Here is a 19,334-nt window from a genome sequence, read left to right on the forward strand (position 1 = left end):
ATTAATCCCCCCATGAACAACCTCACAACCATTGCGGGTGCGGCCCCGTGCGGTTCCCGATGGAGCCCGATCGTAACTACCGATCGCGGCCGTGACAAGGAGAGCAATAAAGATCTTCCGGCCTCCGGGAGGGCGTCGGCAAGCGCCGGGAAAAGATCTTTTCTCTTCTCGCGCACCGCTCTGACCTGCGGTGATAGCAACTCCGAGGGAGGAGTGACGCACAGACTGCTCACTTTGGGGCAGACGCGTTTCGCGGGCCCGCCTAGGCTCGTCGCCCACGCCGGACAACGCGCCGGAGAATATGCGTCCGGACTTTCCTTCAGCTCTCCTTCTCCCTGCGGACGGGAATTCTCGATCACCGCACGCGCCGCACCGAGACGTATCACCGAAACGGAGTGCAATTCATGAGCGAGCCGTCCCGAAAGAGCACCGAGGAAAACTCATCGGAGGAGCCGGTGGTCCTGCCGACCGGACCCCGGGTGGACCCGTACGAGATGTACCGCGCCATGCGCGAGGAGAAGGTGGTCCACCTCATCCGCGAGCCGAACGGCCTGCGCCGCCGGCTGGTGCTGCGGTACGCGGAGGCGCGCGAGGTGTTCACCGACGCCCGGTTCGCCAAGGACCCCGGCCTGGCCTGGGACCAGTTGCGGGACGCCGGCTACGTGAAGGGCGACCGGGACAACCGCGCCGACTACCTCTACCACCTCGTCAACACCGACCCCCCGGACCACACCCGGCTGCGCCGGCTCATCGGCAAGGCGTTCAGCGTCCGCCGCATGGAGGCCATCCGGCCCCGCGTGGAGGAGATCGCGGAGGACCTGCTGGCGCGGATGAAGCCGGACGCCGTCACCGACCTGGTGGACGACTACGCCCACCCGCTGGCGACCACGGTGATCTGCGAGATCCTCGGCGTCCCCGACGCCGACCGGACCGACTTCCGGCTCTGGGCGACGGCCATGCTGACCGCGCCGGACGCCGTCCCCGAGGGAGACCTCACCCCGCAGGAGGGCTACGCCGCCATGCGGGGCTTCTTCACCGAACTCATCGCCCGCAAGCGGGCCGAACTGGCCGGACGGGCGGCGTCCGGGGACGCCGACCGGCAGCCCGACGTGCTGTCCGGCCTGATCGTGGCCCGCGACCGGGACGACCGGCTCACCGAGACCGAGATGATCTCCACCGCCATGCTGCTGCTGAGCGCCGGTCAGGAACCGACCGTCAACCTCATCTGCAACGGCACCCTGAGCCTGCTGCGGAACCCCGGCCAGCTCGCCCTGCTGCGCGACAAGCCGGAGCTGATCGGCTCGGCCGTCGAGGAGTTCCTGCGGTTCGACCCGCCTGTCGAACTGTCCACCATGCGGGTCTCCACCGAGGACGTGGAAGTGGCGGGCACCGTCATCCCGGCCGGCAGCGTGGTGACCGTGTCGATCGCCTCCACCAGCCGCGACCCGGGGAAGTTCACCGACCCGGACCGCCTGGACATCACCCGCGAGGACAATCAGCATCTGGCGTTCGGACACGGGCTGCACCTGTGCATCGGCGCCCCGCTGGCCCGCATCGAGGGACAGATCGGCATCGGGCGGCTCCTCGCCCGGTACCCCGGCCTCACGCTGGGCTGCGCGCCGGAGGACCTGCGCTGGCGGCCGACCCGCATCATGCGCGGCCTGGTGGAACTCCCGGTCCGGCTCACGCCCGGGGCCTGAACCGGCCGGCCCCCGCCACCCCGTCCGCGTGGGCCGCGTCGGACCCGTCGAGATACCGCGTCATCCGCCACTCGTCCAGCGACAGCCACGCCGTGCCCTCCGCCGCCAGGAGCAGCTCCCGGTCCCGGAAGTGCTTCAGGAAGAGGCCGATCCGGGACCGGGTGGTGCCGACCATGGCGGCCAGCTCCTCCTGCGTGATCCGCTCCTCGATGCTGAGCGTGCCGTCGTGGCGCCGGCCCAGCTTCTGGGCCAGCTCCAGCAGCACGGCCGCCAGCCGCTGCTCGCAGTTGAGGGTGACCATGTTGGTGATCGCCCGCTGCTGCTGCGACAGCCGGGCCACCAGGTGGAGCGCGAACCGCCCCGCCAGGTCCCCCCCCCGCAGGACCGCCGACAGCCGCGTCACCGGAACGCGGCGCAGCACCGTGCTCCGCATCGACGTCGCCATCTCGGTCTGGGACGGCACCAGCGCCCCCAGCTCGCCGAACATCTCGCCCGCCACGTGCACGGCGAGCAGACATCGCTTCCCGTCGCGGGAGTCGGCGACCGACTTCATCATGCCCTGCTCGATGTAATACACATAGGTGTCGTTCCGGCCGCAGGTGTAGACACATTCCCCCTTGGCGAGCCGGACGACCGACATGCCCGACCACTCCCGCTCCAGGGCGTCGCGAAGAAAAGTGGCCAGGAATGGCTCTTGAATTCTCTGAGAGAGCATGAGCGCGGAACCCTCCGTGCGAGTAAGACCCCATTCGGAGGGTGAAACCGGCTCCCCACCGGCGTAAAGGCACAAAGCCCACGCCCCCTCGGCATGATTACCCGGGGCGTCACGGTGCAAACGCCAGTTCGTTTCAAGTTCTCCGCAAAGTCCTACGTCAACCGTCACACGCGGCTCAGGAGTCGGCGATCTCCAGGAGCTTGCCGGCGGTGTTCCAGTTACGGGCCGTCAGGAAGACGCCCGGCAGGCGGATCGAGGTGAGTTTTCCGGCCAGCCGTGACCGGCCGAAGCCGGTCGGCGTGTGCAGATAGATCACCCGGCCCAGCAGGTGGAACGAGTCCGGGGCGAAGGCCGCGCCGTCCAGCGCGTCCAGCTTCTCCGTGTCCGCGGGCGCGGCCGACAGGAACAGGCAGTGCACCGATTTCGGCTCCGCCGCGGCGGCCTCCGGATACGGGTTGGCGGCCAGCTCCGCGGCCAGCTCGTCCCGCGTGCGCACCGTCACCGGCACCTCGCCGCCGACCTCCGCGGCCAGCCGGTCCGCCAGCTCGGCGGCGATCGCCGCGGGGCTCTTCCCCTCCGGGGCGGAGAACACCAGATTGCCCGTCTGGAGGTGCACCGTCACGTCGGTGAGGCCGAGCCCGAGGGCCAGATCACGCTGCTGCCCCATGGTGATCCGCCGGTGCCCGCCGACGTTGATGCCGCGCAGCAGCGCGATGTGACGCGTTGTCATCCCCCCATCGTGGCACACGGCACCGACACCCGGGCCGGCCCCCCGGCCGCTCTTTGCCCGGCGGAAAACTCCGGCGGATTGTGAAGATCATCCGGAGGGCGGTGCGCCACCGGGGGCGACCCCGGAGCGTTTCTCACCAGCCCCCGGAGAATTCCTCACCGAACCTGAAGGAAATGCCGGACGGCCGGAGCGGGAAGGGAAACCGGCCGGAAGAATCCGACGCGGCGGAAAAGCGACGGGGCGCGGCCGGAACCCGTCGGCATTTCCACCCGGCCGATGCCCGTTCCACCGTCCGGCACCGGTCCGGAACCCTGATTTCCCACCGTCTTTCCCGCCCTCCCGGATTCGGGGCGGACACCCCGCCGCTCACCCGCCGGTACGGCAGCGGAATATCTCCTCCCGGGGCTGCCGGGAGGCCGGCCGGCGGCGCGGCGCCATGACGGTCGGATGGTGGTCGAGGCCCGCGCCGGCCCCCGAGGCCGGCGCGGGGACGTGAAGGGCGGGCTGTGAGAGACGTTCCGGTCGCGAAGGGCGCATGGTCGGTCGTCAGTCCTTCTCCGTTGCTGCGGAGGGCCGCCCGGTGCGGGGGCGGCGCCGTGCGGCGATGGCCGCCGGGTGCCGTCACCGCGTCGGGCGGCCGTGGCCGGAAGGCACCCGAAAGGCAGTCTCGGCGGCGCCCGCGTTGTTGCGCAGGTCCCCGCCCGGGTACGCAACAATGCGCGTCGCCGCTGGTCAGACCCTGATCGGGGGCGCGCGGCATGGCCGGAAACGCCCCGTTGTGCCCACCCGACACGCCTGGGTAACTTGACGGCCGCCCGGGGGGGTACCGGGTGGGACCGTGGGGAGATGGGCACGTGGGGCGTCGGGAGATCCCGCTGGATCCGGCTTCCGGGCCGGTACGACGATTCGCGCACGAATTGCGCGCGTTACGCCGTGCGGCCGGCGGACCCACCTACCGCACGATGGCCGAACGCACCGGATACGCGGTGCCGACCCTCTCCCGCGCCGCCGCGGGGGAGAACCTGCCGTCCCTGGCGGTCACCCTGGCGTACGTCGAGGCGTGCGGCGGAGACCGGGACGCCTGGGAACAGCGCTGGCCCCGGGCCGTCCGCGACGCGGCGACCGACGCCGCCGGCGGCGGCGCCCCGGCGCCGTACCAGGGCCTGGCCCGGTTCGAACCCGGCGACCGCGACCGGTTCTTCGGCCGGGACCAGCTCGCCGCTGACCTCCTCGGCCTGGTGCGCGCCCACCGCTTCACGGCGGTGTTCGGCCCCTCCGGCAGCGGCAAGTCGTCCCTGCTGCGGGCCGGACTGATCCCCGCACTCCAGACCTCCCGGGACCCGGCCGAACGCGCCGAGTTCATCGACCGGTTGCTCGCCGCCCGGAAACCCGGCAGCCGCCTGCGCGTCGTCATCGCGGTACGCGCCGACTTCTACGCCCGCTGCGCCGAGCACCCCGAACTGCCCGCCGCGCTCAACGACGCCAGCCTCCTCGTCGGCCCCATGAGCCCGGCCGAACTGCGCCAGGCCATCGTCAAACCCGCCAGGGCGGCGGGCCTGATCGTCGAACGCGCCCTGACCGCACGGCTGGTCGAGGAAGTCGCCGGCGAACCGGGCGGCCTGCCCCTGCTCTCCCACGCGCTCCTGGAGACCTGGCGCCGCCGCAGGGGCCGCACCCTCACCCTGGCCGGCTACGAGGCCACCGGCGGCGTCCGCGGCGCCGTCGCCCGCACCGCCGAACACACCTACACCCGGCTCGGCACCGAACAGGCCGCGCTGGCCCGCCGCATCCTGCTGAGGCTCATCACCCCGGGCGAGGGCACCCCCGACACCCGGCGCCCCACCGACCGTTCCGAACTCGCCTTCGCCGAGGGCCCGGACACCGACCTCGTCCTCGAACACCTCGCCCGCGCCCGGCTGATCACCCTCGACGACACGAGCGGGGACCTCGCCCACGAGGCCCTCATCACCGCCTGGCCCCGGCTCCGCTCCTGGATCGAGACCGACCGCGAACGGCTCCGCGTCCCCCGCCGCCTCACCCAGGACGCCCACGCCTGGCAGGACCTCGGCCGCGACCCGGGCGCCCTGTACCGGGGCCACCGCCTGGCCACCGCCGAGGAGACGTTCCCCACCGGACGCCACGACGAACTCACCGCCCTGGAGCGGGAATTCCTCTCCGAGAGCCGCCAGGCACGGGACCGCGAGCAACGGGCCGCGGCCCGCGTCACCCGGCGCCTGCGCGTCCTGACCGCCACGTTGTCCCTGCTGCTCGTCATGGCGACCACCGCCGCCGGCTGGGCCATCCTCCAGCAGCACACGGCCACCACCGCGCAACAGGTCGCCCGGTCGAGGCAACTGGCCTCCGAGTCGGCCGCGTTGCTGGAGACCGACCCCGACCTGGCGTCCCTCCTCGCCGTCCAGGCGTACCGCGCGAGCCCCACCTCCGAAGCCCTCACCAGCCTCTACGCCGTCGCCGCCCTGCCGCTGCGGCACCGGCTCACCGGCCACAACGGCCCGGTCGAGGCGGCCGTCCACAGCCCCGACGGCCGCACCCTGGTCACCATCGCCGACAACGACGGCACCGTCCGGCTGTGGGACCCGGCCACCGGTGTCCTCCAGGGCAGCTTCGACGGCCACTTCGACGGCGTGTCGGCCGTCGCGTTCACGCCCGACGGCCACCGCCTCACCACGGTCCACCCCGATGGCACGGTCCGCGCCTGGGACCTGTCCACCGGCCGGACGGCGGAGTCCGGCGACCGGACCCCCACCGAGATCCCCACCGGAGTCCGCACCGAGACCCGCGGCATCGCGACCGCCGCCTTCGCCCCGGACGGCCGCACGCTCGCCACGGCCACCGACGACGACGGCACCGTCCGCCTCTGGGACACCGCCACCGGCGACCGGCTCCTCACCCTCAAGAGCACCGGACCCGTGGAGACCCTGGTCTTCAGCCCCGGCGGCGACACCCTGGCGATCGTCGGCGGCGGGGACACCGCGACCCTCTGGAACACGGCCACCGGGGAACCGGGACTCACCTTCGGCGCCGCGTCCGCGCTGGCGTTCTCCCCGGACGGCGACACCGTCGCCACCGGCACCGGCGACGGAACGGTCCGCCTGTGGGACAGCGCCTCGGGCGAGCGGCTGCGGACCCTGGTGGGGGAGGCGCCGGTGTCCGCGCTGGCCTTCTCCCCGGACGGCGCCACCCTCGCCACCGCCGCCGCCGGAACGGTCCGCCTCTCGGACACGGCGACCGGCCGCGCCGGCGACACCCTGACCGGCCACACCGGGGCCGTCCGCGCCCTCGCCTTCAGCCCGGACGGCCGGAGCCTCGCCAGCGCCAGTGTGGACGCCACCGTCCGGCTGTGGAACGCCACCACGCGCCGCACCACCACCCTCACCGGCCACACAGGCCGGGTCAACGCGGTCCTCTTCGCCCCGGACGGCGAGTCCCTCGCCACGGCCGGCGCCGATGGCACGGTCAGGATCTGGGACCCCGCCACCGGCCGCGCCCGGATTCTGCCGACCTCCCACACCGGCGGCGTCGCCGCGGTCGCCTTCGGACCCGGCGGCGACACGCTGGCCACCGCCGGCGGCGACGGCGCCGTCCGGATCTGGGACGCCACCACCGGGCAGCGCCGGGCCGCGCACCCCGACGTCGGCCGCGGCACCGACCTCGCCCCGGTGGTCTTCGCGCCGGACGGCAGACTCGTCATCATCGCCATGCAGCCCCAGGTCCGGCTGCGGGACACCACGACCGGCCGCACCGTGGCCAACGTCTTCGCGACCCGTTCGGTGACCGCCGTGGCGTTCAGCCCGGACGGCGACACCTTCGCCATGGCGGGCACCGACGGCACCGTCCAGATCGCGGACGTGGCCACCGGCGGGACCCTGACCACCCTGAGCGGCCACTCCGGGGCCGTCGACGCGGTGACGTTCAGCCCGGACGGGGACACCGTCGTCACGGCCGGCGCCGATGGCACGGTCCGGATCTGGGACACCGCCACCGGCGACGAACAGCCGGCCCTCACCGGCCGCACCAGCGGCGTCAACGCCCTCGCGTTCAGCCCCGACGGCGACACGCTGGCCACCGCGAGCGCCGATGGCACGGTCCGGATCTGGGACCTCGCCACCGGCCGCGTCCGGACCACCCTCACCGGCGAGACCGGCGACGCCGACGCCATGGCGTTCAGCCCGGACGGGACCACGCTCGCCACGGCGGGCGCCGACGGCGTCCTCCGCCTATGGGACGTGACGCTGCCCGGCCCCGAGGAAGCGGTGCGAGCGATCTGCGAGACCCTCGACCGCGACCTCACGCGGCAGGAACGCGACACCTACCTCACGGACGGATCGGAGACCCCGACGTGCCCGGCCGAACAGCCCTAGGCGCGTACCGTGTCGGGTTCTTCGGGTGCGGTTTCGGGGGTGTGCTGTACGGATTCGAGAAGGAGTTGTGCCACGTCCACGACTTTGAGGTCGTCCTTGGCCTTGCCTTCGTTCTTCTTGCCGTTGACGGAGTCGGAGAGCATGACGAGGCAGAAGGGGCAGGCGGTGGAGACGATGTCGGGGTTGAGGGCGAGGGCTTCGTCGACGCGTTCTTCGTTGATGCGTTTGCCGATGCGTTCTTCCATCCACATGCGGGCGCCGCCGGCGCCGCAGCAGAAGCCGCGTTCCTTGTGGCGGTGCATCTCCTCGTTGCGCAGGCCGGGGACGCGGCCGATGATCTCCCGGGGCGGGGTGTAGACCTTGTTGTGGCGGCCGAGGTAGCACGGGTCGTGGTAGGTGATCAGGCCCTCGACAGGGGTGACGGGGATGAGTTTGCCGTCGTCGATGAGGGTCTGCAGGAGCTGGGTGTGGTGGATGACCTGGTAGTGGCCGCCGAGCTGGGGGTATTCGTCGGCCAGGATGTTAAAGCAGTGGGGGAAGGTGGCCACGATCCGTTTGGCGGGGGTGTCGCCGAAGGCGGTGTCGAGCATCTCGACGTTGTTCTGGCCGAGCTGCTGGAAGAGGAACTCGTTGCCCAGGCGGCGGGCGGAGTCGCCGGTGCAGGATTCGTCGCCGCCCATGATGGCGAAGCTGACGCCGGCGATGTGGAGGAGTTCGGCGAAGGCTTTGGTGGTCTTCTTGGCGCGGTCTTCCAGGGCGCCGGCGCAGCCGACCCAGTACAGGTAGTCGATGCCGGTGAGGTCGTCGATGTCCTTGCCGACGACCGGGACGTCGAAGCCGACCTCGCTGACCCATTCCAGGCGCTTCTTCTTGGCCAGGCCCCAGGGGTTGCCCTTGCGTTCGAGGTTCTTGAGCATGGTGCCGGCCTCGCTGGGGAAGGCCGATTCGATCATGACCTGGTAGCGGCGCATGTCGACGATGTGGTCGACGTGCTCGATGTCGACGGGGCACTGTTCGACGCAGGCGCCGCAGGTGGTGCACGACCACAGGACGTCGGGGTCGATGACGCCGTGTTCCTCGGCGGTGCCGATCAGGGGGCGCTGGGCCTCGGTGAGGGCGGTGGCGGGGGTGGTGTCGGTGTTCTGGCCGGCCAGGAGGTAGGGGGCTTTGGCGTGGGCGTGGTCGCGCAGCGACATGATCAGCAGTTTGGGTGACAGGGGCTTGCCGGTGTTCCAGGCCGGGCATTGCGACTGGCACCGGCCGCACTCGGTGCAGGTGGAGAAGTCCAGCAGGCCCTTCCAGGAGAAGTGCTCGACCTGGGAGACACCGAACTGGTCCTCCTCGCCCGGGTCCTCGAAATCGACCGGCTTCCCGCCCGACGTCATCGGCAGCAACGGCCCCAGCGACGTCCCACCCGACGCGTTCCGCTTCAGCCAGATATTCGGAAACGCCAGGAACCGATGCCACGCCACACCCATGTCCGTGTTCAGGCCCACGGTGATCATCCAGATCATCGAGACACTGATCTTGATCATGGCGACCAGGTAGACGATGTTCTCCAGCGTCCCGGTGCTCAGCCCGTCGAAGGCGAGCACCAGCGGGTACGACAGGAAGTACGCCGGCTCGTAGTGGTCCACATGGTGCAGCGCGCCCTCCAGACCGCGCAGCGTCATGATCGCCAGGCCGACGGTGAAGATGATGAACTCGACGAAGTACGCCTGCCAGGCCGTCGAGCCGGCGAAGCGCGACTTCCGCCCGAGGCGGCGCGGCACGCTGAGCTGCCGGATCGCGATCAGCACCAGGATGCCCACGACCGTCATGGTGCCGATGAACTCGACGAAGACCTCCCACGGCAGCCACCCGCCGAGGATCGGCAGCGTCCAGTCGGGCTGGAAGAGCTGCCCGAAGGCGTTGACCAGGGTGAGGATCAGGCTGAGGAAGCCGACGGCGACGAACCAGTGCGCGACGCCGACGATCGCCCACCGGTTCATGCGCGTATGGCCCAGGAACTCCCGGGCGACGGTGACGGTCCGCGCCACGGGCGCGTCGGTCCGCGTCCCGGCGGGAACCGCCTGGCCGAGCCGGACGAAGCGGTAGATCTGCGCGACAGCTCGGCTGAACAGCGCAACGCCGACCGCGGTGAGCACCAGCGAGACGATGATCGCGGCGAGTTGCATACGGGCTCCTCGGGCCTGCGAAAGCGGGCACTACTGGTTGGTAACTTATGTCGTCGGGTCCGAGACTACCCAGATATCCCGCCGCGCTGTACCCGGTGCGGCGGTGATCTACGTCGCTGACACCCCGTGAGCCGCCAGCCACGGCACCCACCACGAAGCCCCCCGCAGGCCCGCCGACCACCGACCGGAACCGACAAGATCACCTGCGGGCTGGTCACACCGCAGGTCACGGCGGACCTCGGCTGACAGAAACTCCCAGGTCAACCGGGGTTCCCGCGAGTGTCCGAGGGGGGGCTTGAACCGCCATCCCCACACCGGGCCGCCAGGACTCTGACCTGCGGCGATGCCTCATGGCAGGAGCTGGAGGAGGCAGAGTGCCGCACGCCCCGTACTGGAGTTTTCTGCCCGTTCCCGGGTGCTGTTGTGCACGCGTTGCTCACGCGGCCCCTCAGTACGCAGCTCCCGCACTCGACACTTCCAGGCGCGGAGCTCGTTGTGATGATGGCGTGGTCGCCGCCACTACCTCCTGATCTCGTCCATGAGCATCCTCAGCGTGAGGGAGTGCTTCTCCGGGGGAAGCTGATCAAGGGCAGCTTGCGCGTAGGCGACCCCTCCGGCTCGGTCGCCGGCGCGGGAGAGCATGAGACCCCGGTGCATCTCCAAATGTGTGGCGAACCGCGGAAGACTTTCCGGTAGTTCCCTCCGTGCGGCCTCCTGCGCTTCCACTGCCCGCTTCTCGTCTCCCAGACGGGCCAGCAGGAGGGAACTGAAGACGTTCATGCGCCACCAGGGAACCGCGTAGTCGCTCGTTTGGTCGTACGAGGCCGCAGCGTCGAAGATCCGCTGGCCCCGCGCTCCGAGAGCCAGAGCCGTCGCCCGATCACCCCGGATGGCTGCCGCGTGAGCCTTCCCCATGATGGCGTTCAACAGACCGAGGGATGGCTTCTCGCTGATGGCCATGGCCTGATCGGCGAGGAGATCGGCCACGCCGAGGGAGGCTCCTTCGTAGCCCAGGGCGATAGCCGCTCGGCCGCGAACCCAGATCCGGGCCTGGTCGTCCCCCGACTCGTCCGCGGCTTGCGCGGCCATGCGGTACCACGTCACGGCCTTGGAACCGTCTGAGCCTGGGAAGGTCTTGGCGTACAAGGTCATCAGACGGGACGCGACCGACCAGAGATGGGGGCTGTCGAGCTGCTGCTGAACGACGACCAACTCCCTCGCCACGCGGCGCTGAATGTCGGCTGCTCCCAGGCTCATGTACTCGGTGCCGTAGGTGGCTAGTTTTTCATCCCAGTCATCGGCGGAGGGGCCGCCGTGCAAGCGCGCCGCGAAGCCTGTGGCCAGCAGGTCGGACGCGACGATGGGAGCTATCGCCGTAGCGGCAGCATCACTCAGGAACGTTCGGCGCTTCACTTCACCTTCCAGGACGGCTAGGGGTACGTCCAGAACCGCCGAGAGGGAACGGAGATAGAACGGCCCTGGTACCACCCGGCAACGCTCCCAGCGGCTGATGTACTCCCGAGTGAGATTGGTTCCGAACAACTGGTTGATCTCCGATGCGAGCCGTCCTTGGCTCCATCCTCGCGCTTCGCGTAGGTCTTTGATCAAGTAACCGATGGCCATGAGTCCATCCTGCCCCCATGAATGCCACTAGGTATCTCACCCTGAGTGAAAAGACCGTCACTGCCCCTAGGGCTGCCCCTAGTTGCCGCTGTGCAACTCCCCGACAGTGGAACTGACAGCGCCACGCATCCATCCCTCGCGCGGCTGAGGCTGTCGATCCAACGGCGGAGGTGCCCATGCCTGTTGTGGTGTATGCCACCGAGTTCCCCAGTAGCCACGGATGGGCGCTGACCGCCCGGTCGCGGGACGCGGAACTGTGGCGGCGGATCGTCGCCGACCGACTGAGGAAATGGGGAGCGCCTCGCACGTCCGTCGAACTGGCCTGCTTCGGTGTCAGCGAACTCCTCGCGAATGTGGTCAAGCACGCGGGTGACCCCCGTTGCCGTCTGGAGGTCGCGCGGGTCGGCAGCGCGGCGGTGGTTTCGGTCTTCGACCGTTCCCTCCGGCTGCCGGAGATCAGCCGGCCGGACTGGGACGCGGAGTCGGGGAGAGGTTTGTGGCTGCTTCAGGACATGACCGCCGGGGCGGGCCTTGGGTTTGAGCGTGCCGCTCAGCCATGGGGGAAGCGCGTCTGGTTCACCTGCGACCTCTCGGCAGTGAAGGAGGTGGCGTCGTGACCCAGCCTGTCGCCTTCCGGGGTGAGTTCGTCACCTACTCCGGCGTGCCCGAGCCGCAAGTCATCCACCTGGGGGAGGCGTTCTCCACCGACGTTGGTGAGGTCCGGCAGTGGGCGCACGACCGGGCGCGCGCAATCACGCTCTACCTCGGTGACGAGCCGGAAGTCAGGGACGCGCTCCTGGCCTGGAGCCGCGAGGTGTCCGGCGATGAAGTAGGGCACCGGCTGGTCGAGGGTGAAGCTCTCATTTATTCATTCACCGACCCGCATCGCGTGTGGGAGCTGACACTTCGCCCGGTGCCAACGGCCCGGCTCACTGACGAACATGCTGCCTCCTCCTGGAGGCGTCGTGGCACCTGCGGGTTTTGTGGTCGTGGCCGGTGCTGCTGGTCAGTCCGCGTTGTCGGCGCACCGCTGTGAGGGCGCCAAGCGGTCGGCGGAGACCCGGGAGAACGAGTAGTTGGCGTGCGTCTTCGCCGCCGCCTGCCGCGACCGCGGCTGAGCTTGCGCCGAGCTGTCGACGGGCGACCTGTCCGTTCATGTGAAAGGGGACTTCATGCATCTGGAATCCGACTTCATCAGTCCGCCGCCGCGTCGGTCGGCCGGGCTGGCGCTTATCCGTAGTGACCGGGGGCGGGTGTTGCTGGTGGAGAAGGCGTACAAGAGTGGTCCGGAGCGTTTCGGGCTGGTGGGTGGGAGCGCGCGGCCTGGTGAGCACGCTTCGGCGGCGTGTCAGCGGGAGGTGTTCGAGGAGACGGGCCTGCGGCTGTCCGTGGGGCCGGTGCTGGCCGTGCACTGGATGCCCGGGAACGGGACGGTGAAGGAAGGCACGAATGTCGTCTTCGATGTCCCGCCCGTCCGCGAGGACACCCGGATCGTTCTGCCGGAGAGCGAACTCGTGGACTACCTGTGGGTCTTCCCGGAGTACCTGGCCGGGATAGTCGCGCCTTACACGGAGTGGCGCATCACGGCGGCGCTCGAAGCCCTGGGCGGGGGCCCTGTGCGTTATCTCATCGGTCACCCGTACTGCGAAGTGCCTGTGGTGGCGTGATGTCCCGGGATGAACGGGGCCTGTCCGGTCAGGAGGGAAGGTGGCCGATGGGATGTTCCCAGCCCAGTGGCCCGCGTGAGCTGGAACGTGCCTATGCCGCGGGGGCCAGCCTCCAGTTCCTGGCCGCGGCAGCCCGGAAGAGTGAGGAGCGGGTCCGGGCGCTGCTCGAAGCGCAGGGAGTCGAGGTCACACAGGACTCCCGTTACTCGCCCCGCGGCAGGGACAGCCGGTTCCACTACGGCGAGGGGGAGCGTCAGGAACTGGCTGTTCTTCTCCGGGGCTGGTACGAGAGTGGCGCGTGCGTCACCGATCTGACGCGTGCCACCGGGATCGAGTCCGGTGAGATCGAACGTCTGCTGGTGATCGCCGGCACGTCGTTCCGGACGAGGTGAGCCGGATGGCGGATGGCATGCGTCCGGGCTCCGGTCCTCCCGTCCCGGTCGAGGAACTGCGGCGGCGCTATCTCGTGCAGCGTCACTCGGCGGCGCTGATCGGCCGTGACCTGGGCGTGAACGAGCAGAAGGTGACGGCATGGCTCCGCGCGGCCGGTGTGCGGATCCGCGGACGCCAGGAGGCCAATCGGCTGAGCGGATTCAACAGACACAGCCGCATGTGGCTCTGAGCCGAACGCCCGGCCCGAAGACCGACGCACGGCACCGAACCGCACAACGCAACACGGCCCGGAAAGGACCCACAGCACCGGCCGCAACCGAAGGAAGCTGAAGGGATGCCACCCTGGCCAAAATCGTGATCGACAAAGGCAGTCCACGTTCCTGACCGCAACCGCCAGGTCAGTGAGCAGGCGCACATGCCAATTGGCTGACCGGGCACCTTTCGGAGGCGTTGCGCGCCGGTTCGAGTCCAGCTCCGAGCGCGCCCGCTTCGACGATGAGCGTTCCATGGGCTGGTCACCGCTACTCGCTCCGCCGGGCATAGAACAGCAAAAGATGGCGATATTCCGCCTACATCCGCAGCGTGACCATCGGTAACTTTGAAGTGACAACATCAAAAGGAGGGCTCGGAATGTCAGTCCCACTTCGCGCGGTTCTCTCCCGTAGCAACGATGACATGGAATTCCGTTCCGGAATCCTGGAAGGAGACCTCAGTGGCCTCAAGGAGTACGATCTCACGGCCGAGGAGGTCGAGGCCCTGAAGAGCGGTGATGAGAATGTCATCTACCGGCTGCTCGGCGACACGAAGTATTTCCACCTTCGTGAGCAGGGAAATTACGGCGACTCGGGTGTCTGACCCACAGCCAACGATTCGCGGACCGGAAGGAAACGTGTGACCGAGGAGACCAGCACCGCGCGCATCTCGGTTGTGGGCATCGGAACTGTCAGCCTTGTGCAGATGACGCGGGAGGCTGACGCGGTGCTCCGCCGTGCCGAGGTGCTATTGGTCCTGCACGGCCAGAGCCTAGTCCTGGACTACATGCGGGAACACTATGAGGCCGACGTTGTGGACCTGTCTTCGGCCTACGCGGAGGACAAGTCGCGCAGCCAGACCTACATCGAGGTCGCCCAGGCGGTGATCGACGCCGCGACGCAGGGAAGAGGTCGACGCGTCGCCTACGTGACCTCTGGCCATCCGTTCGTCCTGGTCAAGCCGACCCAACTGATCCTCCAAGCCGCGCAGGAACGCGGCATCCCGGTAACACGGGTGCCGGGGGTCTCGTCGCTGGACGCGGTGTGGTCGGACTTGGGCTTCGACCCCGGGCCGGACGGGGCGCTCATGTTCGAGGCAACCAGTCTGCTGCTGCGCCGCTATCCACTCATTCCCACGGTGCCCTTGTTTCTGTGGCAGGTGAACACCGTCGAGACAGCCCTGTACTCCACACACAAGAACCGGCCCGAACGCTTCGACCGCTTGCAGAAGTACCTTCTGGAGTTCTACCCACCCGACCATGTGGCTGTCTTGGCCCACAGTGCCTCCCTGCCCGTCACCCGCAGCGAGCTGGTGGAAATCCCGCTCGATGGACTGGGGGTGCTGGCTGAGGTCGCCACATCTACGCATATTTTGTACGTGCCGCCCGTCACCCGGCAGCCGGTTGCCGATGGCGAGCTGGCGCGCGGGGTGAACAGCGTCGAACATCTGCATGGCTTGATCGTCATGCCCTGACGCTGCCCGCGCTAATCTGTTGTCACACTGAGCAGCGGCAGCTCTGAAGGGCCGGGCGGCCTCAGCCGTCCGGCCCTTTGGTCTTCTCTTGCTGCCGCGATCCAGGCGGGCGAAACAGCGCGAGGGCGCTGTGATCGCCGTTCCACACACGGGAGATGTTCGCGAACATGGTTGAGCAAGTGCGGCCGTTGGCCGACGAGATCGAGGCGGCTGTCCAGGCAGCACTGGAGACAACGCTTGGTGCGGACCTCGCGTCGGAAGACCCCCTCGTTCGGCGCTCCGACCACGCGGACTACCAGGCGAACGTCGCGCTGTCCCTCGCCCGGCGCCTCGGCCGGAACCCCAGGGAACTGGCCGGTCAACTGCGTACCGCGCTGGTCACGGAGTCATGGATGACCTCGGTGGAGGTCTCCGGTCCCGGCTTCCTCAATATCTCCGTCACCGACGCGGCCATTCTCGGCCGCCTCGCGGCTCGTCTTGCGGACCCCCGGCTGGGCGTGCCACGGACCCAGGCCGGCCAGACGGCCGTCATCGACTACTCAGGACCGAACGTCGCCAAGGAAATGCACGTCGGCCATCTGCGCTCGACACTGATCGGTGACGCGCTCGCCCGCGTCCTCGGCTTCCTCGGCGCCCAGGTCGTGCGACAGAACCACGTCGGGGACTGGGGTACCCAATTCGGGATGCTGATCCAGTACCTGTTCGAGCATCCCGAAGCGGCCTGGCGGAACAAGGACGTCCAGGCGGAGACCGCGAGCGCGGTCTCCGCACTGGACGCCCTCTACCGGACGGCCCGCAAGGAATTCGACGCCAGCCCGGCCTTCAAGGAACGCGCTCAGCGACGCGTGGTCGCCTTGCAGGCGGGCGACGAGGAGACCGTCGCGGCCTGGGAGGAAATCGTCGCGGAGTCCGAGGAGGCGTTCCAGCAGGTCTACGAACGACTCGGCGTGCTCCTCACACTCGATGACATCAAGGGTGAGTCCTTCTACAACCCCTGGCTGCACGACGTCGTGGACGAGCTGCGGGACAAGGGCATTCTGGAAGAGAGCGACGGAGCGAAGGTCGTCTTCTTCGACGACATCCGCGGCCCCGAGGACAAGCCTGTCCCGATGCTGGTCCAGAAGAGCGACGGAGGCTTCGGCTACGCGGCGACCGACCTTGCCACCATCCGCCACAGCATCAAAGAACTCCACGGCACGCGCCTGATCTACATCGTGGACGCCCGCCAGTCGCAGCATTTCCAGATGGTCTTCCGCACCGCCCGTCGGGCCGGTTGGCTCACCGACGCCACCGAGGCCGTCCACGCCGCCAACGGCACGATCAACGGACCGGACGGCCGGCCGTTCAAAACCCGCGCGGGGGGCACGGTCCGCCTGGCCGATCTCCTGGACGACGCAGTGCGACGAGCCCGCGAAGTCGTTGCTGAGAAGGACCCGGACCTCGCTCCGGACGACCTCGACGCCATCGCGCACCTCGCCGGCATCGGGGCGGTCAAGTATGCCGAGCTGTCCACATCCAGGACCAAGGACTACTCCTTCGACGTGACCCGCATGGTCAGTTTCAACGGCCAGACCGGGGTCTACCTCCAATACACCCACACCCGTATCGCCTCCATCCTGCGCAAGGCCGACGAGGCCGGTACCGGCCGCGGGCACTTCGCTCCGGACCTGGCCCTCGAACCGGCGGAGCGCGCTCTCGGCCTGGCCCTGGACGAGTTCGGCGCCACCCTCGACGCCGTCGCCACGACGCTCGAACCACACCAGCTCGCCGGCTATCTGTACGGCTTGGCGAAGGCGTTCACCACGTTCTACGAGTCCTGCCCGGTCCTGAAGGAGGGCGTATCCGCCGACGTCCGGGGCAACCGTCTCGCCCTGTGCGAACTCACCCGGGCAACTCTGGCCCAGGGACTGCACCTGCTCGGGATCGCCGCTCCGCAGCGCATGTGACCGCTGGACCGCCGGGAGGGAGGGCGGGACTCGCCCCCCGTCTTCTCTTCGGCCTCCGTCGCTCAACTGCCTGTTCCGGGGGAATCACGTCGTTGTGGCGTCTGGTGCCGTCATTTCCCGGAGCTCGAACTCGGGACGCCGGTGTGCTCGCCCATATTGGCGTGCAGCGTCTTCTCCTTGGAGCCGAAGGCGTCGAACAGGTCCAGGGCCGCCTGCCGGTCGTTCCCCTCGTCGTCCCACTGCAACAGGACATGCAGCGGGACGAGGTGCTCGGTCTCCAGACGACGCGGACCACGCCGTCTACCAAGCGTGCCAGGAGAGCCACGTCCCCCTGATCGAACTTCCCACCGGCCTCGACACCGCGGAGCGTGTCCGTTGGATAGCGGACCAGGTTGGTCACCGGGGACTCATCGAGAACTGACTGCCGCTCAGCGCTAGGGTCCCTACCGCCCCACCCACCAGGCCGGAGGGACCCATGCAGCCCCACACCGTCATCGACGCAATGATCATCTTGGAGCGCGACCGGCACGTTCTGCTCGCCGAACGCTCCGGTACCGGCTACGCGGACGGGCTCCTCAATCTTCCCAGCGGGAAGGTCGATCCAGGGGAGAGCGTCCTCGACGCCGCCGCGCGCGAAGCACGGGAGGAAGTCGGTGTGACCATCAGGCCCGACGCCTTGCGGCCGGTGCACGTCATGCACTACCGCAACCCCGAAGGACAACCGCGGATCGGGTGGTTCTTCGCGACCAGGGTATGGGCAGGGACGCCGACCAATGCCGAACCGCACAAATGCGCCGGGATCCCATGGCACCCAGCGGACCAACTCCCGGAGAATACCGTGCCGTACAACGCGCTCGGCATCGCTCACTACCTGAAAGGCGAGCCCTTCTCCGTACACGGCTGGTGACTTCGCGTCCTGACGAGACACCGTCGCACGCGGCACCTCGGCGCCACCGGTGTCGAGCCTGACACCGGGTAGGCAAGGAGGCCACCAGTACAGGCGGCCTGGTCCTGCTCGACCACCTCCGCGGCTCTCGACGAGCCCAGAACTCGTTTAGGTGGCGTGCTTGATTTGAGAGCAGAATTCCAGGCACCGAAGCGCCAGGGCTTTGACCTGTGGTTTCTCGTCCCGGTAGGGCTGCGGCTGAGCTTTATCCCGGACTGAGGTCGGTCACGACGATTCACCGCGCGCGCAACTCAGAGTTGTGCTGTAGCCAGGAGTTCGTCGACTTCCGGGACTCCCCGGTGCTTTTCGAATGCGGTGAGCGTTCCCCGCAGCAGGGCGTCGGTGCGTGGAGAGGCCGTGCTGTGTGACAGCCTGAGTGCCCGATTGGCCGAGGTGACTGCCCCGTCGATCTCTCCCGCGTCCAGGTAGGCACTTGCGAGCCAGCAGGAGTACAGCGCGACCTCGCGGGCGTGGGTGTCGTCGTAAGGCGCTGTCAGGCTTTCCAGGATGGGCACCGCCTTGTCCGGCCGCCGCATCTCGGCCCAGCAGCGTCCGGCCATGATCTGTGATTCGTCGCGGTTGATCCAGTAAACGGTGTCGGGTTCCTCGGCGGCGCTGGTGTCGCGCCGATCGTGCGAGTCCTCCGAGATCGCCAGGGCGCGCTCCACAACGGATGCGTCACCGACCCGGGCCCCGGCCCATGCCAGACGGTCGGCGAGAACGACACGGATCACGGGCAGCACCTCGGTGGAGGCGTTGGCGAGTGATGCGCGAGCCATGGCGACAGCTTCCGCCGGACGAGCGGACGACGCGGTCAGATAGGAGAGTTCGGAGAGCGCTGTGGCTCCGAGGGTGCGGTCGCCCGCCTGATTGGCCGCGTCGGCAGCGGCGAGAGCGAGCCGCCGTGCCTCTTCCCCCCGGCCCGCGTCGAAGGCGGTCCAGGCCGCGAACTGATACAGCTCACCCAGGGTGGACAGCAGTTGTCGGCCGACGCCTTCCGTGTAGCTCCCGCCGGAGGCCAGGCCCGACAGAGCCCCGATCTCCTCGATGACCAGGGGATAGACCGACGCCCCGCCGCTGAAGTCGTCCAGCCGCCGGAGGTCCGCGATGCGCTGACGGAAGCGCGCCACATCGGAACGCCCGATGCCGCGTCCCTTCGCTGAGGCATTCGCCACGGGCAACGCTATTCCAGCGAGCGCCCCGCCCCGATGAACTGCCGTCGATCCACAGGTACCGTCCCTTCACCATCCGGGATGCCCACAGAGCGGGAGGTCTGTCCACGGCAACCGGACAGATCGATGTCGAGTGCTCGTAGCCCGCGGAAGGAGCA

16 protein-coding genes and 1 pseudogene are annotated in these 19,334 nt (G+C 69.0%); 11 read left to right on the plus strand and 6 right to left on the minus strand.

What is annotated here, in order from left to right; translation table 11 throughout:
• Positions 1–404 precede the first annotated feature (404 nt).
• Positions 405–1,700 carry a cytochrome P450 family protein gene (locus BN2279_RS03555; protein WP_104530925.1) on the plus strand — a complete coding sequence of 432 codons (1,296 nt, stop codon included), beginning with the start codon at positions 405–407 and terminating at the stop codon, positions 1,698–1,700.
• On the opposite strand, the gene BN2279_RS03560 is transcribed toward BN2279_RS03555, so the two are convergent.
• Together BN2279_RS03560 and BN2279_RS03565 are read right to left on the minus strand one after the other, a co-directional pair.
• A complete protein-coding gene (locus tag BN2279_RS03560) occupies positions 1,684–2,415 on the minus strand; it encodes a Crp/Fnr family transcriptional regulator (protein WP_079031803.1) in 732 nt (243 codons plus the stop codon). The genes BN2279_RS03555 and BN2279_RS03560 overlap by 17 nt on opposite strands.
• Before the next feature lie 175 nt (positions 2,416–2,590).
• Positions 2,591–3,145 (minus strand): DUF1697 domain-containing protein, encoded by a 555-nt coding sequence (locus BN2279_RS03565; protein ID WP_059006327.1) that lies wholly within the window; start codon positions 3,143–3,145, stop codon positions 2,591–2,593.
• A gap of 962 nt (positions 3,146–4,107) precedes the next feature.
• On the opposite strand from BN2279_RS03565, the gene BN2279_RS03570 reads away from it, so the two are divergent.
• A complete protein-coding gene (locus BN2279_RS03570; RefSeq protein WP_079031804.1) occupies positions 4,108–7,527 on the plus strand; it encodes a WD40 repeat domain-containing protein in 3,420 nt (1,139 codons plus the stop codon).
• Here BN2279_RS03570 and BN2279_RS03575 read toward each other — a convergent pair.
• The gene (locus BN2279_RS03575; protein ID WP_059006329.1) at positions 7,524–9,704 is read right to left on the minus strand and encodes a (Fe-S)-binding protein; all 2,181 of its coding nucleotides are present in this window, start codon (positions 9,702–9,704) and stop codon (positions 7,524–7,526) included. The two genes, BN2279_RS03570 and BN2279_RS03575, sit on opposite strands and share 4 nt — an antisense overlap.
• Positions 9,705–10,223: 519 nt before the next feature.
• Entirely contained in the window at positions 10,224–11,327 is a 1,104-nt protein-coding gene (locus BN2279_RS03580; RefSeq protein ID WP_079031805.1) for a helix-turn-helix domain-containing protein, read from the minus strand.
• 188 nt (positions 11,328–11,515) lie between these two features.
• Here BN2279_RS03580 and BN2279_RS03585 point away from each other — a divergent pair, with 188 nt between their 5' ends.
• From BN2279_RS03585 to argS, 8 genes are all read left to right on the plus strand, one after another.
• Positions 11,516–11,944, plus strand: coding sequence for an ATP-binding protein (locus BN2279_RS03585; RefSeq protein ID WP_234347381.1), 429 nt, complete (start codon positions 11,516–11,518; stop codon positions 11,942–11,944).
• Positions 11,941–12,363 carry a hypothetical protein gene (locus tag BN2279_RS03590; protein WP_059006332.1) on the plus strand — a complete coding sequence of 141 codons (423 nt, stop codon included), beginning with the start codon at positions 11,941–11,943 and terminating at the stop codon, positions 12,361–12,363. Before BN2279_RS03585 ends, BN2279_RS03590 begins: the two co-directional genes overlap by 4 nt.
• 136 nt (positions 12,364–12,499) lie before the next feature.
• Positions 12,500–12,994 (plus strand): NUDIX domain-containing protein, encoded by a 495-nt coding sequence (locus BN2279_RS03595; protein ID WP_159037036.1) that lies wholly within the window; start codon positions 12,500–12,502, stop codon positions 12,992–12,994.
• A gap of 47 nt (positions 12,995–13,041) precedes the next feature.
• Positions 13,042–13,386, plus strand: coding sequence for a hypothetical protein (locus tag BN2279_RS03600; RefSeq protein ID WP_059006337.1), 345 nt, complete (start codon positions 13,042–13,044; stop codon positions 13,384–13,386).
• A gap of 5 nt (positions 13,387–13,391) precedes the next feature.
• A complete protein-coding gene (locus BN2279_RS03605; RefSeq protein ID WP_059006338.1) occupies positions 13,392–13,616 on the plus strand; it encodes a hypothetical protein in 225 nt (74 codons plus the stop codon).
• A 353-nt stretch (positions 13,617–13,969) separates the two neighbouring features.
• Positions 13,970–14,242: a hypothetical protein gene (locus BN2279_RS03610; protein WP_159037037.1), complete on the plus strand. Its 273-nt coding sequence runs from the start codon at positions 13,970–13,972 to the stop codon at positions 14,240–14,242.
• 36 nt (positions 14,243–14,278) lie between these two features.
• Positions 14,279–15,112: an SAM-dependent methyltransferase gene (locus BN2279_RS03615; protein ID WP_059006343.1), complete on the plus strand. Its 834-nt coding sequence runs from the start codon at positions 14,279–14,281 to the stop codon at positions 15,110–15,112.
• A 167-nt stretch (positions 15,113–15,279) separates the two neighbouring features.
• Positions 15,280–17,058 carry an arginine--tRNA ligase gene (gene argS / locus BN2279_RS03620; protein ID WP_059006367.1) on the plus strand — a complete coding sequence of 593 codons (1,779 nt, stop codon included), beginning with the start codon at positions 15,280–15,282 and terminating at the stop codon, positions 17,056–17,058.
• Between the two features lie 110 nt (positions 17,059–17,168).
• On the opposite strand, the pseudogene BN2279_RS27070 reads toward argS, so the two are convergent.
• Positions 17,169–17,321 (minus strand): annotated as a pseudogene (locus BN2279_RS27070) (alpha/beta hydrolase); the annotation flags it as partial.
• A gap of 212 nt (positions 17,322–17,533) precedes the next feature.
• On the opposite strand from BN2279_RS27070, the gene BN2279_RS03625 reads away from it, so the two are divergent.
• A complete protein-coding gene (locus tag BN2279_RS03625) occupies positions 17,534–17,965 on the plus strand; it encodes an NUDIX hydrolase (protein ID WP_059006345.1) in 432 nt (143 codons plus the stop codon).
• A gap of 290 nt (positions 17,966–18,255) precedes the next feature.
• Here BN2279_RS03625 and BN2279_RS03630 read toward each other — a convergent pair whose 3' ends face one another.
• A complete protein-coding gene (locus BN2279_RS03630; RefSeq protein ID WP_159037038.1) occupies positions 18,256–19,179 on the minus strand; it encodes an NsdA family TPR-like regulatory protein in 924 nt (307 codons plus the stop codon).
• Between the last annotated feature and the right edge of the window lie 155 nt (positions 19,180–19,334).

Source organism: Streptomyces specialis (assembly GCF_001493375.1).
In the GTDB taxonomy this organism is placed as follows: Bacteria; Actinomycetota; Actinomycetes; order Streptomycetales; family Streptomycetaceae; genus Streptomyces; species Streptomyces specialis.

Excerpts from the sequence above, each read along its gene's own strand:
- BN2279_RS03555 (WP_104530925.1), top strand. The coding sequence starts at position 405 with ATGAGCGAGCCGTCCCGAAAGAGCACCGAGGAAAACTCATCGGAGGAG.
- BN2279_RS03565 (WP_059006327.1), bottom strand. The coding sequence starts at position 3,145 with ATGACAACGCGTCACATCGCGCTGCTGCGCGGCATCAACGTCGGCGGG.
- BN2279_RS03580 (WP_079031805.1), bottom strand. The coding sequence starts at position 11,327 with ATGGCCATCGGTTACTTGATCAAAGACCTACGCGAAGCGCGAGGATGG.
- BN2279_RS03560 (WP_079031803.1), bottom strand. The coding sequence starts at position 2,415 with ATGCTCTCTCAGAGAATTCAAGAGCCATTCCTGGCCACTTTTCTTCGC.
- BN2279_RS03600 (WP_059006337.1), top strand. The coding sequence starts at position 13,042 with ATGGGATGTTCCCAGCCCAGTGGCCCGCGTGAGCTGGAACGTGCCTAT.
- BN2279_RS03570 (WP_079031804.1), top strand. The coding sequence starts at position 4,108 with ATGGCCGAACGCACCGGATACGCGGTGCCGACCCTCTCCCGCGCCGCC.
- argS (WP_059006367.1), top strand. The coding sequence starts at position 15,280 with ATGGTTGAGCAAGTGCGGCCGTTGGCCGACGAGATCGAGGCGGCTGTC.
- BN2279_RS03595 (WP_159037036.1), top strand. The coding sequence starts at position 12,500 with ATGCATCTGGAATCCGACTTCATCAGTCCGCCGCCGCGTCGGTCGGCC.
- BN2279_RS03605 (WP_059006338.1), top strand. The coding sequence starts at position 13,392 with ATGGCGGATGGCATGCGTCCGGGCTCCGGTCCTCCCGTCCCGGTCGAG.
- BN2279_RS03575 (WP_059006329.1), bottom strand. The coding sequence starts at position 9,704 with ATGCAACTCGCCGCGATCATCGTCTCGCTGGTGCTCACCGCGGTCGGC.
- BN2279_RS03625 (WP_059006345.1), top strand. The coding sequence starts at position 17,534 with ATGCAGCCCCACACCGTCATCGACGCAATGATCATCTTGGAGCGCGAC.